We start from the raw sequence: 14,539 nt of genomic DNA, 5'->3' as shown, positions 1-14,539 counted from the left end.
ACTTTCCTAGCTGACGGGGTGACAACCCCGTCAAAAGCCCCACCAGTGGCGGATTTGGCCAACTTGAGCTAAAAAAAGATGGGGTCTTGGTTGTTTAAGTGTCCCCATCTATATAGGGTTTGCTGAATAATCGATCGCTTTCCCAATAACAGGAGCGATCGATCTATTCAAGGCGAGTTAAAGATGAGTTTTACCTGCCTCAATTTGAGTGAAATATAAGCGGCGGTTATGTTAATCCCAAAAACAGGGATTTTTTTCCCCCAACGGCATAAAAACACACAAAAAACCCGGCGCCACCAGGTAGAAAGGTTCATTACCAAAAAAGTAATTGCAATAACTGTACCAGATGTATTATCAAGTTTTGCCATCACTCGATTTAGGCCGAATCTTCGTTTCCCTTGTCCGAACTTTCCCTCTATCGCATTTCTAATTCTTTCATCTTCTAAGGCTTGCTTCTTTTTTGATTTACTGACGCTTGCTGGCGGTCTTCCTAGGGGCGGCCCACTGATTCTAATTCCTTTTTCTTTGCACCAAGCTCGGTTCTCTCTTGTTCGATAAATCCGATCTGCATGGACGGACTCTGGATAGTAACCCGTGAACCTATGATATGCTTTTACTTGTGCTTTTAAGTCCCCTGATTCGTTAAAATTATCCCAGCTCATCCGGTCTAAAAATACATATCCTTCAAAGCAACTGGCTGATAGTTTGGCTCCAAACTCTACGCTTTTCCCTGCTTTTCCTCGCGACTATGGGACGAATATGGGGTTGGCTTAAACTTACTATTCTCTCCTCAATACTCTGTTTATCGTTGTCAAATAACCACTGTTGTTGGCGAGCGACTTCTGTGAGGACTAGCAAGGTTTTATATTGCTTTTTATTTAAACCTTCTAGGGTCGCACCTGAATCAATTAGCTGTTCAATATGAGCTAGGTTTCTTTGGATGTATTGAAGTTGTTTTTTAATTGCCTGTCTTCTTTTGTTACGGGTGGGTCGTCTTTTTTTCGCTACTGCCAAGTAGTCTTTTCTTGCTAGATTACGGTAGGTTCTTGGCAGGGTAAGAGCATCTCAATCAGGCTTGACACAAGCACTTGAGAATCTGCATCATATAGTCATCATTCATCGCCGCTCGTTTCTTTTTTTGTAGCACACTACGCTCCTTGAGTAGTTTCTTGATTGATGGCATTAAGTGCCATTCGTCTTAGGAGAGCCAAGTTTTGAGGGCTGTTTAACGACCGAATGCGGCATTGATCTTCATTAAAGGTGACATCTAAAGTCCAATGGACTTGGTTTTCAATCCCCCAATGTTGACGAATTGCACGCCCATTAAGCTGAGCATCCACTGGTAAAGAGCTTAGGTAAAACTGCACCTCGTGAGTGGTTTTATTCCAAAGATGACGGATTCTTTCGACGATAACAATCGTTTGAATATCTGTCCATTGTTCTTGTTTATAAACTCCTCCTAATGCCGCCACTGGCACCGCCCAAACTTTTCTAATTTCGACGCGATGATGTCCCTTTTCTGTTCGGGAATCCTGACTCACTTCAATTCCCTCAAACTGTTGAGATTTAGCCATCTCAAACCAGTTTTTTACTTGATTATATAGCATTTCTCAGAAAGATGAGGTATGATATAACAGACTTGAACGGAGTGAAAAATATAGAAACCTAAAATGTTATGCAGCTCTAATTAAATGGAAGGCTCTTCGAGCAGTAGTCCCTCACCCCATAGCAGTCACTCGAATGACAACTATCAATAATTTTAGCAAGTACCACACATTAGTAAAAATGAAAACTTATTCGATTGATTTTAGACAAAAAATTATGGACGTGTACCATAATGAACCGCTGTCACAAAGAGCAATAGCCAACCGTTTTTGTGTAGCCCTAAGTTTTGTCCAAAAAATAATTAAACAGTATCGTGAGACCCAAAATATTGCTCCTCGAACTGAGCGATGCGGACTCAAATTAAAACTGAATGCAGAGCAACTGCTGATCAAGCGCGAAATTGATTGAAGAAAATAATGATGCGACTCTCGAAGAACTCCGTTATTTACTCTACCAAAAAATTGGTTTTACCATCAGCGTAGCAACGATGGGAAGAATGGCAAAACTCTTAAACATGACCTTAAAAAAAAACTCTTTTCCCGTCAGACAAAGGCAGTGAAAGAGTTCAGAACCTGCGATATTAGTTCTGGCAAAAAATTCGACAAATTTGTTTGAAAGACTTAATATTCATTGATGAATGTGGAGTAAACTTGGCAATGGTTAGGTTATATGCAAGGGAGGCTAAAAGGTTCAAGAGCCCAGGGGCCAAAACCGAATAAACGGGGCAGAAATGTCTCAATAATTGGAGCTATAGCCTTTCTCAAAAAGATGAGGTACAATAACAGCAGTGTGTAAACCAGTTAAAAATATTTGACGATGTAACTTGTCCGAACGCAAAATCTATGGCTTTTCCTAATTCTTGATAATTAGTAGTCTTGATAGAACGGAGAATGATTTTAAGTTTTGACCACAGATTTTCAATTGGTGAAAAATCTGGTGAATAAGGTGATAAGTATATTAATTTTGCCCCTGTTTTTTCGATCGCTTTTTTCACTTCTTCTCCCAAGTGAATGGGACAATTATCCATCACTACACAAGCACCTTTCCAGAGTTTTGGCACAAGTTTTCTGATAATAAAAGCTTCAAATGTAATTGCATCAGTTCCGCCTATTAGATTAACCGATGTCAAAATCTCATTGACTGACCTTGCTCCAATTATTGAGACATTTTTGCCACGTTTAGTTGGTTTTGACCCCTTGGCTCTTTCACCTTTTTGCATACCTAGCATATAACCTAACCATTGCCAAATTAACTCCCGATTCGTCAATGAATATTAAGTCTTTCAAACTAATCTCTTTAATTGTTTTCCAGAACTCACATCGCAGGATTTGAACTCGCTCTGTCCCTTTCCCTGAAGGGAAGAGAGTTTTTTTTGACAGTAATGTCTAAGAGTTTTATCATTCTTCCTATTGTTGCTCTACTAACAGAAAATCCAATTCTCCCATAAAGTAAATAACGGAGTTCTTCAAGAGTTGCATCATTATTTCCTTCAATCAATTCCGCCAAGATGAGTAGTTGCTCCGCATTCAGTTTGCCTTTGACTCCACATCGGTCAGTTCTCGGAGTAATGTTTTTTGTTTCACGATATTGTTTAAGCAATTTTTGTACAAAACTCAGGGCTACAGAAAAACGCTTAGCTATTGCTTTTTGTGAAATGGGTTCAGTATGATAAGTATCAAGGATTTTTTGCCTAAAATCAATCGAATAAGCTTTCATTTTTAACAATGTATGAAGTTTGGTACAAGTAAACGTGTTGTGAGTCAAGCATCGTGTGCTTTCAAAAAAATGCTATTATGTGTGGTATCGCTTTCGCGTGGCTTTACTCAACCATGTAATTATAGTTCATTTGATCTTATCTTCTCTGTTTGACCCTCACGAGTGAGTGTCAGTAACATCATACCTCATCTTTCTGAGAAAGGCTATATATCGGTCAACGAAATCCTAACATCCATCAATTTAACAGGTACAACTGATACAATTACATTTGAGGCTTTTATTATCCGAAAGCTAGTACCAAAACTCTGGAAAGGTGCTTGTGTAGTGATGGATAATTGTACTATTCATACCGGAGAAGAAATAGAAAAAGCCATCAAAAAGAAAGGGGCAAAATTAATATACTTGTTGCCCTATTCGCCCGACTTCTCACCAATTGAACATTTATGGTCAAAACTCATAAACATTCTCCGTTCTATCAAGACGACTAATTATCGAGAATTAGCAAAAGCGATAGAGTTTGCGTTCAATCAAGTTACATTATCCGATCTTTGGAATTGGTTTACTCACTGCTGTTATTGTACCTCATCTTTCTGAGAAACGCTATAAAGAGTGGGATGATTACTTTTTAAGGTGACTACATAATCGGCTTTTTTCTGACGAATTAACCGAACAATCTCGGTTTGCGTCCCCATCGCATCAATCGTAATAATGGCTCCGGTGATGTCAATTAATTCCAATAAGGCCAGGATCGCTGTGATTTCATTTGAATGGTCTTCAACTTTGACTTGTCCCAAGACTAACCGATGTTCACTCGCCCACGCCGTCACTAAATGTAAGTTTTTCACCCCTTTTGTTCGGTCATAAGACCCTCTCAGACTTTTTCCATCAATCGGGATCACTTCTTGGTCAATTGACCCGATTAATTGGTTAATCCATTGAGCTAATTTTTGCTCGAAAATTTTTGGCTCTAGCTTTTCAAAGACCCGACGGAATGTATCGTCACTTGGGATGCCATTGGGTAACTTTAAAAACTTTTGTAACCAGGTAAGCTTACTGATTCCATAATTTTCCATGTCTTCCCACCCATGGGCTCCGGCTATCACAGCTAATAAGGCAATGACGAGAATATCTTTGAGTAAGTGGTGTTTGGTTCGCTCCACTCTTGGGTCTGGTACGTCATCAAAATAATTTGAAAAGCCAGCTTGTAAATCTTCGATAGAGATTGGTTTTGGCTTGTTGAGATCTGAGGATTTTTCCGCTCGCGCAAGAGGGAGCGAATCCTTTACTCATACTCATAAACTTTTCCTTACCTTGATGACTTAGCTTTTGAGGCATTATAGAACCGTTACTGACGCTCGGGCTACTTTGTATATTTTGTTTGTTTTGTCAAGTACAATTTATACCAAATTAGATGAGCTTACCCTGATGTTCTTGGTTTTTTATGGGTTTTTTCTTTGATTTGTTTATACAGGATGTCTATAATTTTTTCTGTATGAACTCTGGCTCCATTTAATAGTCCTAAATCGGTCGGATAACTAATGTCGGCTGGGGCACAGGTTGCATCTATGATTAGTTTACCGCGATTGAGTGACTCATTTTTGCCGTCCGAATCCTTTTTTTTTTCGGGTTTGATTGGGGCGATGGAGCGCATTTTTTCGACCATGCGTTCGTTGACTTTATTGATTAGGTTGGGACTGATTCGTTGCCGAAAGTGTACTAATAGAGATGGGTCAAATGCGAGTTCATTACTATAGCTTGATTGACCGATAAAGTATTGCAGATATGGGTTTTCGCGGATTTGTTCTACTGTTTCCCGATCGCTAATTCCCAGTTTTTCTTTAATAATTAATGCCCCCAATGCCATCCTAAACGATTTGGCTGGTGCACCCTTTTCTGTGGGGAAGTTGGCCGCATATTCTGATTCAGATTCAGACCACGGGATTATTAGGGCCATTTTTGCCCAACGGTTGAGGGCTGACAATTTACATCAGGAAAGCTACTTCAAAGTCTAAGGGTGGGAGGGGAGCAAGCTCAGCTTTTTTGTACACGCTCGCAGGTGGTGATGCACGGGTTTTGACCTATTTTACCTGTTTATCTTGCACTTTACTCTCGATCGCGCGATCGAAACCTTTCGCGACGCAATATGCGAGCGATTATTCAGCAAGCCCTAAGTAGTTTTTTCTCGCTAGATTCCGGTAGGTTCTTGGCTTTTTTTTTGCTTTGTCTTTTAGAGATTTATAGAGAATATCTATAATTTTTTCGGTGTGAACTCGGGCTTCGTTTAATAGTCCTAAGTCTGTCGGATAGGTAAGATCGGCGGGGGCGCAGGTCGCATCTACGATCAACTTTACTCGATTTTGTGACTCATTTTTGGCGTCCGAATCCTTTTTTTTTCTGGTTTGCCTACGGCGGTTTCTCGTATTTTTTTGACCATTCCTTGGTTCACTTTGTTAATTAAATTCCCACTAATCCGTTGTCGAAAGTGAACTAATAGTGATGGGTCAAATGGCAGCTCATTACTGTAGCTGGATTGACCAATAAAGTATTGTAGATAGGGGTGTTTCCCGGATTTGTTCGAATCTTGGACGATCGCTAATTCAGAATTTTTCTTTGATAATTAATACTCCCAACGCCATCGGAAAGGATTTGGCTGGTGCACCCATTTCTGTGGGAAAGTTTTCAGCATATTCTGATTCAAATTCTGACCACGGGATTAGTTGAGCCATTTTTACCCAACGGTTGAGGAGTGACAATTTACATCCGTTGGCTAGCTCAAAGTCCAAAGGTGGGAGGGAAACAAGCTCAGCTTTTATGTACACGATCGCAGGTGGTGATGCACGGCTTTTGATATATTTTAGCTGTTTATCTTGCACTCGACGGACGATCTCGCGATCGAAACCTTTCGCGACGCAACATCCGACAACTAATTCAGCAAGCCCTATAGTAGTGCTGTAATACAAGGTACAACTCTCAAAAGAAAAGCAGCTAAACATTATAGTGTTCGCCCTAAAGAGTCAAAGAGAAAGTATAACAGAGGTAGTAGTTTTGGCTGTGGCAAGTGATAGTCAACAATGGGTTACATACCTGGACAACTACCCCGCTCTTGTTGAACAGTTAATGACTTTAACCCCAAATAAACACTGCTTTTATCGACGGGGATGAGGGCTGCAACCCAGATCAGGTCAAGCTTTTAGCTATCTTTGTCACCCCCCCAGGATCTATTTTACACCATAAGCTCAGGAGATCCAGAAACGCTATAGCCTTTCTCAGAAAGATGAGGTATGATGTAACTGACTTGAACGAAGTGAAAAATATAGAACCAGAAAATGTCATGCAGCTCTAATTCAATGAGCGCTCACAGCATTTGCTCGATCCACAGCATTCACTCGACTGACAACTATCAATGATTGTAGAAAGTATCACACATTAGTAAAAATGAAAACTTATTCGATTGATTTTAGACAAAAAATTATGGATGTGTACCATAATGAACCGCTGTCACAAAGAGCAATAGCCAACCGTTTTTGTGTAGCCCTTAGTTTCGTTCAAAAACTGATTTGCACAGTATCGTGAGACCCAAAATATTGCTCCTCGAACTGAGCGATGCGGAGTCAAATTAAAACTGAATGCAGAACAACTGCTGATTTTAACGGAGTTGATTGAAGCAAATAATGATGCAACTCTCGACGAACTCCGTTATTTACTGTACCAAAAAATTGGTTTTACCATCAGCATAGCAACGATGGGAAGAATGGCAAAACTCTTAAACATGACTTTTAAAAAAAACTCTTTTCCCCTCAGATAAAGGTACTGACAGAGTTCAGAACCTGCGATATGAGTTCTGGCAAAAAATCCGAGAAGTTTGTTTAAAAGACTTAATATTCATTGATGAATCTGGAGTAAACTTGGCACGGGTTAGGTTATATGCTCGGTCTCTAAAAGGTTCAAAAGCCAAGGGTCCAAAACCGAATAAACGCGGAAGAAATGTCTCAATAATTGGAGCTATATCGGTCAATGAAGTCCTAACATCAGTCAATTTAATAGGTACAACCGATGCAATTACATTTGAGGCTTTTATCATCCGAAAACTCGTACCAAAATTATGGAAAGGTGCTTGTGTAGTGATGGATAATTGTACTATTCATACTGGACAAGAAGTAGAAAAAGCCATCAAAAAAAAGGGGGCAAAATTAATATACTTGTCGCCCTATTCGCCGGACTTCTCCCCAATTGAAAATTTATGGTCAAAACTTAAAAATATTCTCCGTTCAATCAAGACGACTAATTATCAAGAGTTAGCAAAAGCCATAGTAATAGGTGCGATTCGTTTAGCCGAAACCCGAAAGGGGGGATGGCTAGCAACGGTGGGGTAAACCCAATCAAGGTTGGAGTTCGCACTTTAATCCCTCGCCGATGACAACTTACTATTCATGCAGGTGAGGAAACCTAGTCGAGCATCTAGCCAAGACAACTAGGGGGAAGCGGGAAAGATGAAGGTACACGCCAACATCATAACCAAAATCCAGAATAAACCAAGTCCTGACATCATGGTGCGTGATTGAAAGCACACAGAGAACCAGAGTTAAATTTGGTTTCCTCTACACAAAGATTGACAACCTTGGTGTAAAGCGAGGGTGAACGCGGGCTATCGGGATAGCTGAATACCGACACCGCAAGCAAAAATCCTATAACCGAATCATTGCGAAAGTAATGAAGTCGTGGGGTAGAAGCGCAAGCTAACAAATTGTCGAAACAACCGTCGTAATATGGTACCAGAGGATATAAGCTAGTCAGAAAAATCTGAACTTCTGGGTCAGGAATATCTGACAAGGGTAAGGACTATCAGGATTCTAATACCGAGATAGCGCACCACCTAGAACCCCGGCGGAGAAGACGAACCCTAACGGATTTAATCAATGGATAGTAGGAACGAAGTAATCCTTTTGTATGCTCCTCTTCAAATCGATTGTGGAGGTAGGCTGTCAGGCTACACGCTGCGAAAGGCTGGGATGGTTTAAGAAGCTAATGCCTAACCTGAAATAACAGGTAATGCCGAAAAAGGGATGGGGTAATGCCCAGGATATGCTGACGTAAACCGCGAAGGTGATTAAGTGAAAAGGTGCAATTAGTAATGGACAAGCCTAAATCTGATTTGGCAACAAATACAGAGGGATGGAAGGATATCAATTGGCGTCAAGCTGAAAGATATGTTTTCAAGTTGCAAAAACGCATTTTCGCGGCTAACCGTTGTGGAGATGTCAAGAAAGTTCGTAAACTTCAAAAGACGCTGATGAGGTCTTGGTCTAATAGGATTTTGTCAGTAAGAAGGGTCACTCAGGACAATACTGGTAAAAAGACGGCAGGAGTGGACGGAGTGAAAAGCCTATCCCCAGCAGCTCGTCTAGAACTGGCAAGGGAATTAAAGCTAACTGGCAGATCCAAACCAACTAGAAGAGTTTGGATACCAAAACCAGGAAGTAATGAAAAACGCCCACTGGGTATACCTGTAATGTACGACAGAGCCTTACAAGCCGTAGTAAAATCCGCACTTGAGCCGGAATGGGAGGCAATTTTTGAGCCAAACAGCTATGGTTTTAGACCCGGCAGGTCATGTCACGATGCGATTAAGCAGATTAAACTCTGTATTCAACATAAAGCGAAGTTTGTATTAGATGCAGACATAGCAAAGTGTTTTGACCGCATCAACCATTATGAACTAATCCAAAAGTTGAACATAAAAGGCAAAGTCAGGAGACAAGTAAAATCCTGGCTAAAATCTGGAGTAATTGACGATGGAGTGTTCACTGCTACATCTGAGGGTACGCCACAAGGCGGGGTCATTTCTCCGTTATTGGCAAATATTGCCCTCCACGGGCTTGAGAATACACTCATGGAATATGCCAGAACCATAGACCTGCAAAACAAACGGGGTCATCAAGAAAGCTGGCAAAATAAAGTAGGTTCCTTGAGTTTCATCAGATACGCTGATGATTTCGTGGTCATACACAAAGATAAGCTCGTAGTTCAAAGATGCCGAGAGATAATCTCGGAATGGTTAGTTGGCATGGGTTTAGAATTAAAACCTGAGAAGACAAGGCTAACTCACACTTTCAAGGATGAATTAAGTGAGGATGGTAAAGCTGGTTTTGACTTTTTAGGTCATCACATAAGACAATACCCTGCTGGAAAACATCGGAGCAGTTTAAGTCCGCACCGTGAGATATTAGGTTTTAACACACTCATCACCCCAAATAAGAAGTCAAGTAAGGCTCACCAAGAGGAAATCGGAAGAATCATCAAAAAACACAGGTCATCGCCACAAGCGGCGTTAATTAAAGACTTAAACCCTGTAATAAGGGGATGGACTTCTTTCTATACAAACTCTGACGCAAGAACCGTTGGAGAACTCTCTAAACAAGATAACCTCACATACCTGAAACTTCGACGTTGGGCAAAACGCCGTTGTGGAAACACCAAGGCAGAACATCAACTGTATTGGCACACCATTGGCGGTAATAACTGGGTATTCTCAACCAGAGAAGAGGGAGCGAACCCCCTTCGGTTACTACAACATAGTGAATTCGAGTGTAGCAGCACCGACTATGTGAAAGTTAAAGGGGATAAAAGTCCTTACGATGGCGACCTGGTTTATTGGAGTTCAAGGATGGGGAAAAATCCTGAATTGTCAAGTCGATTGGCACTGCTCTTAAAAAAGCAGAAGGGTAAATGTTCTCATTGCGAATTTACTTTCAGAAATGAAGATGTAATGGAAGTTGACCATATCGTCCCCAGAGCCATTGGAGGTAAGGATGAGTACAAAAATCTTCAACTATTGCATCGGCATTGTCACGATGTTAAAACTAAAACCGACTTGGAATTAATCAGGAAACATAACCTGAAACTCGTATCTTCAGGAAAGAAACATCAAACAAATCGGAAGAAGGGGAAGCCCTCAGATGACAAGAGTACACCCGAGTAGCCGTGTGCTATGAAAGTGGCAAGCACGGTTCCGAATGGGAGAGAGAAGATGGTAACATCTTCTCTCGACCCTACCCCTTTAATGAAGTTACATCAGAAAATATTTGGAATTGGTTTACTCACTGCTGTTATTGTACCTCATCTTTTTGAGAAAGGCTATATATAATTTTTCTGCGTCCCGGACTGACATCAAAAACATAAAATTGAAAGATTTTGGTTTTGGTCCTCAACCTAACCTACACTATTAATAATTTATGTAATGGGAATGTTTATTACCAATTCTCATTCTTCACGACACGGAAGTTACGGAAATACGGCTCACTGTTGTTTTCCTGATTCTTTCTTATTTCTTGCTTCTTCCTTCTTCTTTCAACGTCCCAATTCCTCATTACTAATTCCCCAATGACTCGCTTAGCCACAACAATAGAAGCCATACTTTACTTAAAAGGTCAGCCAGTGTCGATCGCAGAAATTGCCGAGATTGCCAAGTGCGATCGAGCCGAAGCCGAAGACGCCATCATCGAACTCATGTCTGACTCGTCCCACTGCGACAGTGCATTAGAAGTCGTCGAAACACCCACAGGATACAGCCTGCAACTCAGAGAAGAGTTTGCCAGTTTAATGCAAACTTTAATACCTCCAGAATTAGGTGTGGGAGCTTTGCGGACGCTGGCTGCGATCGCCCTCAAAGGCGGCATTGCTCAGCCAGATTTAGTTAACTTGCGAGGTTCAGGAGCTTACCAACAAGTGCAGGAACTTGTAGAAATGGGTTTCGTCCGCAAACGGCGGCCGGCTGAGGGGAGGTCGTATTGGTTACAAGTTACCGAGAAATTTCATCGGTACTTTCAAGTAGACCAACTGCCAAAACAATTGCAAATTGACTTTCAGGCCAATTTGTACCCAAGCAATGACGAGTAGTTTGAAGTAGAATGTAACCAGCCAGAAATTAAGAATCGCCAAATGGTTTTTCACCCTGACTTTGACACATCCAATGCTCAACAAACCGCAGTCAATCCACTGCTGAAGTACCTCCAACACCAATCCCCGGAGGTTCTAGCCCGCGTCGCCAAGTCCGTCAGCCCCGACATCAGAGAAATAATCTCTCATAACGTTCAAGGGCTTGTCGGCGTTTTGCCTTCAGAAAATTTTAACGTCGAAATTACCACTGACCGCGAAAACTTAGCAGGTTTGCTAGCTTCCGCGATGATGACAGGCTATTTTTTGAGGCAAATGGAGCAGAGGATGCACCTAGAAGAAAATTTAGCAAGCACCAGCTCGATTCAACCAAACTCACCCAAAGACAAGTAAAAAGATCAACGGCTTGGGGAAGGCAGAAAGATGAAAGTTGTTCAGAAAAATCCATAATCCTGAATCCTGGAGGCACAGGGAATTAAGAAACCGGGCTGTTAACCGGGTATCCCTCGCCCTACACCGAAGATTTTGATCAAAAAACCCGGTTGCTGCGTCCAGGACTATAAAGCATCAGATTTATCTTTCATCCTCCACCGTTTCCAAATAAATACCATTTTCACAAAAGAATGCAACTGTAGGTAAGCTCGAAATCCCTATGCAGTAAGTCATTCGCAATTCTTTAATCGAACCTCGAAAATGGTATTACCCACTGGCTGGGCTACCCGATAGGGGAAAAGCACCCGGACGTACTTTAATATTTTGAACTTGACCCAAACGGTTAATTTCCACTTCGAGTTCTTTGCCCACAGCAGTGTTTTCCACCCGTTCTTGCACGTCCCCAGGAGTGTTAACCGCAATTCCGTCAACTTTTTGAATGACATCTCCGGGGCGCAAATCGGCTTTTTGAGCGGGGGAATTTTCCACGACTCGCGTCACGGCTACGCCTTGATCGAGGGTAATTTTATTATTATCGAGCTGTTTGTTGAGTTCTGCCTTGGTGGCGGCAGTCAAGCTGACCATTTGAATGCCGAGATAGGGATGTTCGGCTTTACCTTTGGCGAATAACTGATCGGAAACTCGTTTGGCGGTTTCGATCGGAATTGCAAATCCCAAGCCCTGAGCGTCGGCGCGAATGGCGGTATTGATGCCAATTACTTCGCCTTGGTCATTGAGCAGGGGGCCACCAGAATTGCCGGGGTTGATGGCAGCATCGGTTTGGATGAAGCGAACTCGCTTGTCGGGGATGCCGACTTGAGAACTCGATCGACCCGTAGCGCTGATAATGCCCACAGTCACGGTATTGTCGAGACCTAAAGGATTGCCGATCGCGATCGCCCACTGTCCCGGTACAATATTGTCCGATCGGCCCAAAGCCACCTGCGGCAGTTCCTTAGCATTAATCTTAACCACAGCCACATCCGTCAGCGGATCGACTCCCTGCACCTTACCCTCAAACTCGCGGCCGTCTTTGAGCGTCACTTTGACAGTATCAGTCCCGGAGACAACGTGAGCATTAGTAACGATGCGGCCATCAGAAGTGAGAATAAACCCGGAGCCCGTACCTCTCTTGACTCGTTCTTCCGGCTGCGGCAAATTCTCCCCAAAAAACCGACGAAACAAAGGATTTTTGAAAGCTTCCGGTACTTGATTCGCCACCTTGCTTGATGCGTCAATCCGCACTACAGCCGGGCCGACTTTTTCGGCTGCTTCAGCAATAAAATTGGGATTGCTGCGATCGACCGCCCGATTTTCCAGAACTGGAGGAGACGCATAGGGGGGGATTTGCTGGCGCACTACTGGCAAAACCAATCCGGTTTCCAGATTGTTTGAGCCTTGCAGATAGCGATTTCCCAACCATCCCATACCTCCGCCGATTGACAGCAAAGTCACATAAAGGGTCGTTTGCTTAAAAGATAAACTCATTTAATAACTCCCGCTAGATACCTCATCCCCGCAGACACGTTCCGAATCAAGCATTTTTGTCTTGGTGACGGGAAGAAAGCGGGGCGGGGCGTACCGCTTCCTCAAGAACATAGCTGTTAACAGGCAGGCGCTGATGGGCATCACAGGCAATTTTGCCGGATTTGCCAAGAGCGACTCAAACTAATAATTCTCATCCTAACTTGGCTTAGCCTGGGATTTACAGTCTGGGGGGTGGCTAGAGCTTGTAAATATGAAGCTTCACAGGATTTTAAAATTGTCAACTGTCCCCAATGAATACTTTTTTCTGTAGATAATGAGGTTTAAACGCTTATTTCCGGTGATTTCTGCACTAATTTGGTCGATCGCACCCGTTGGGCAAACGGCGGCAAATACCGAGATCCCACCTGCAAATCTTCCTTCAGGTACACCTGTAGAAAACCCCGACCCCGCCCGCGATTGCCCGAGTCCGGCTATGTCTCGGTTGCGCCGCCACACGGTGGCCCAGGGCGAAACCATAGAAAGCATCGCGCGGCAGTACAAAGTGATTCCTGCGGCGCTGATCGGGATAAATCCGACGTTGCGGGGCGGTGAAGTATCTGCTGGAAGTGCGATCGTCATTCCTCCGTACAGTGGCATCGAGGTAGAAGTGCCTGCGGGCTGGAATTGGCAAAAACTGGCAGAAGCTTACAAAGTGCCCGCAGATTTGCTATTTGAGGCGAACGGGTGCAGGCCTTTGGGGAAAACGGTGTTTGTGCCAGCGGTGAATAGGTCGATCGGGCCTTCTATAAATCCCGATGCCAGGCCATCGGTGCAAGGATTTCCGCTGCCCGCCCCAGCAGTGGAAGCTTTGGGTTACGGGCGGCAATTGCATCCGGCGCGGCGCGAATTTTTTTTCCACAGCGGCGTAGATTTTTTGGCGTCGGAGGGTACGCAGGTTTTGGCGGCGGGCGAGGGGACTGTCGCCTTTGCTGGGCCGCAGGGGGATTACGGGAATTTAGTGGTGGTGAACCATCAAGCGGGGAAGCAAACGCGCTACGCTCATTTGAAAGATATTGCAGTAAAAGTCGGTCAAAAAGTGCAGTCTGGAGAAGTTTTGGGAACTGTCGGGATGACGGGAAAACGGGACATTCCGCCATCTCATTTGCATTTTGAAGTTCGCTACAATTCGGGTTTGGGTTGGGTTGCTGAAGACCCGCTGCTTTATTTGCAAGTTACTGTTAAAAAATAGGATTGGTAGTGTGCTGGGGGGGTGACAACCCGCCCTAAATCCAGACGGGGTAAGGATTGATCTGTGTGGTGGTAAAAAAAGATAGGCCGCATAATTGTTACACGCTTGCCTATCCAAAAAAATATGTTACCAACATTTGACCAGAGTCACTTACAAAAACAAATGACGCAAACCCAG

The 14,539-nt window shown here is 43.1% G+C and carries 8 protein-coding genes and 7 pseudogenes; 8 read left to right on the top strand and 7 right to left on the bottom strand.

Annotated elements, in window-relative coordinates:
- Positions 1-167 precede the first annotated feature (167 nt).
- A pseudogene (locus D0A37_RS14740) lies at positions 168-1,050 on the bottom strand (transposase); the annotation flags it as partial.
- A gap of 19 nt (positions 1,051-1,069) precedes the next feature.
- A pseudogene (locus tag D0A37_RS14735) lies at positions 1,070-1,604 on the bottom strand (ISAs1 family transposase); the annotation flags it as partial.
- A 181-nt stretch (positions 1,605-1,785) separates the two neighbouring features.
- Here D0A37_RS14735 and D0A37_RS14730 point away from each other — a divergent pair.
- Positions 1,786-2,013, top strand: coding sequence for a hypothetical protein (locus D0A37_RS14730; RefSeq protein ID WP_242715428.1), 228 nt, complete (start codon positions 1,786-1,788; stop codon positions 2,011-2,013).
- Positions 2,006-2,164: a hypothetical protein gene (locus D0A37_RS14725; RefSeq protein ID WP_242715426.1), complete on the top strand. Its 159-nt coding sequence runs from the start codon at positions 2,006-2,008 to the stop codon at positions 2,162-2,164. Before D0A37_RS14730 ends, D0A37_RS14725 begins: the two co-directional genes overlap by 8 nt.
- Before the next feature lie 201 nt (positions 2,165-2,365).
- Here the strand turns inward: D0A37_RS14725 and D0A37_RS14720 are convergent.
- Positions 2,366-3,321 (bottom strand): annotated as a pseudogene (locus D0A37_RS14720) (IS630 family transposase).
- Between the two features lie 162 nt (positions 3,322-3,483).
- Between D0A37_RS14720 and D0A37_RS14715 the strand changes: the two are divergent.
- Positions 3,484-3,915, top strand: a complete 432-nt coding sequence (locus tag D0A37_RS14715; RefSeq protein WP_242715424.1) for a transposase — start codon at positions 3,484-3,486, stop codon at positions 3,913-3,915.
- Positions 3,916-3,920: 5 nt separating this feature from the next.
- Here D0A37_RS14715 and D0A37_RS14710 read toward each other — a convergent pair.
- From D0A37_RS14710 to D0A37_RS14700, 3 pseudogenes are all read right to left on the bottom strand, one after another.
- A pseudogene (locus tag D0A37_RS14710) lies at positions 3,921-4,544 on the bottom strand (ISAs1 family transposase); the annotation flags it as partial.
- Positions 4,545-4,747: 203 nt separating this feature from the next.
- Positions 4,748-5,369 (bottom strand): annotated as a pseudogene (locus D0A37_RS14705) (transposase); the annotation flags it as partial.
- Positions 5,370-5,477: 108 nt separating this feature from the next.
- Positions 5,478-6,140 (bottom strand): annotated as a pseudogene (locus D0A37_RS14700) (transposase); the annotation flags it as partial.
- A 616-nt stretch (positions 6,141-6,756) separates the two neighbouring features.
- Here D0A37_RS14700 and D0A37_RS29460 point away from each other — a divergent pair.
- From D0A37_RS29460 to D0A37_RS14670, 4 genes and pseudogenes are all read left to right on the top strand, one after another.
- Positions 6,757-7,694: pseudogene (locus D0A37_RS29460) on the top strand (IS630 family transposase).
- Between the two features lie 758 nt (positions 7,695-8,452).
- Positions 8,453-10,300: a group II intron reverse transcriptase/maturase gene (ltrA, locus tag D0A37_RS14680; RefSeq protein ID WP_242715417.1), complete on the top strand. Its 1,848-nt coding sequence runs from the start codon at positions 8,453-8,455 to the stop codon at positions 10,298-10,300.
- 401 nt (positions 10,301-10,701) lie between these two features.
- Positions 10,702-11,217: an SMC-Scp complex subunit ScpB gene (gene scpB, locus D0A37_RS14675; protein ID WP_242715415.1), complete on the top strand. Its 516-nt coding sequence runs from the start codon at positions 10,702-10,704 to the stop codon at positions 11,215-11,217.
- 42 nt (positions 11,218-11,259) lie between these two features.
- The gene (locus tag D0A37_RS14670) at positions 11,260-11,607 is read left to right on the top strand and encodes a DUF760 domain-containing protein (RefSeq protein ID WP_006635907.1); all 348 of its coding nucleotides are present in this window, start codon (positions 11,260-11,262) and stop codon (positions 11,605-11,607) included.
- A gap of 306 nt (positions 11,608-11,913) precedes the next feature.
- Here D0A37_RS14670 and D0A37_RS14665 read toward each other — a convergent pair whose 3' ends face one another.
- The gene (locus D0A37_RS14665) at positions 11,914-13,134 is read right to left on the bottom strand and encodes an HhoA/HhoB/HtrA family serine endopeptidase (RefSeq protein ID WP_242715413.1); all 1,221 of its coding nucleotides are present in this window, start codon (positions 13,132-13,134) and stop codon (positions 11,914-11,916) included.
- Positions 13,135-13,447: 313 nt separating this feature from the next.
- Here D0A37_RS14665 and D0A37_RS14660 point away from each other — a divergent pair, with 313 nt between their 5' ends.
- Positions 13,448-14,362, top strand: coding sequence for a peptidoglycan DD-metalloendopeptidase family protein (locus tag D0A37_RS14660; RefSeq protein WP_242715411.1), 915 nt, complete (start codon positions 13,448-13,450; stop codon positions 14,360-14,362).
- Positions 14,363-14,539 lie beyond the last annotated feature (177 nt).

Origin of the sequence: Microcoleus vaginatus HSN003 (assembly GCF_022701255.1) — a bacterium.
Classification (GTDB): domain Bacteria; phylum Cyanobacteriota; class Cyanobacteriia; order Cyanobacteriales; family Microcoleaceae; genus Microcoleus; species Microcoleus vaginatus_B.
The sequence above is the reverse complement of the archived record's forward strand: the minus strand, read 5'-3'. Positions and strand labels throughout refer to the sequence as shown.

What these genes read in the sequence shown, in the direction of transcription:
- D0A37_RS14730 (WP_242715428.1), top strand. Translation starts at nt 1,786, where the DNA reads ATGAAAACTTATTCGATTGATTTTAGACAAAAAATTATGGACGTGTAC.
- ltrA (WP_242715417.1), top strand. Translation starts at nt 8,453, where the DNA reads ATGGACAAGCCTAAATCTGATTTGGCAACAAATACAGAGGGATGGAAG.
- scpB (WP_242715415.1), top strand. Translation starts at nt 10,702, where the DNA reads ATGACTCGCTTAGCCACAACAATAGAAGCCATACTTTACTTAAAAGGT.
- D0A37_RS14670 (WP_006635907.1), top strand. Translation starts at nt 11,260, where the DNA reads ATGGTTTTTCACCCTGACTTTGACACATCCAATGCTCAACAAACCGCA.
- D0A37_RS14665 (WP_242715413.1), bottom strand. Translation starts at nt 13,134, where the DNA reads ATGAGTTTATCTTTTAAGCAAACGACCCTTTATGTGACTTTGCTGTCA.
- D0A37_RS14660 (WP_242715411.1), top strand. Translation starts at nt 13,448, where the DNA reads ATGAGGTTTAAACGCTTATTTCCGGTGATTTCTGCACTAATTTGGTCG.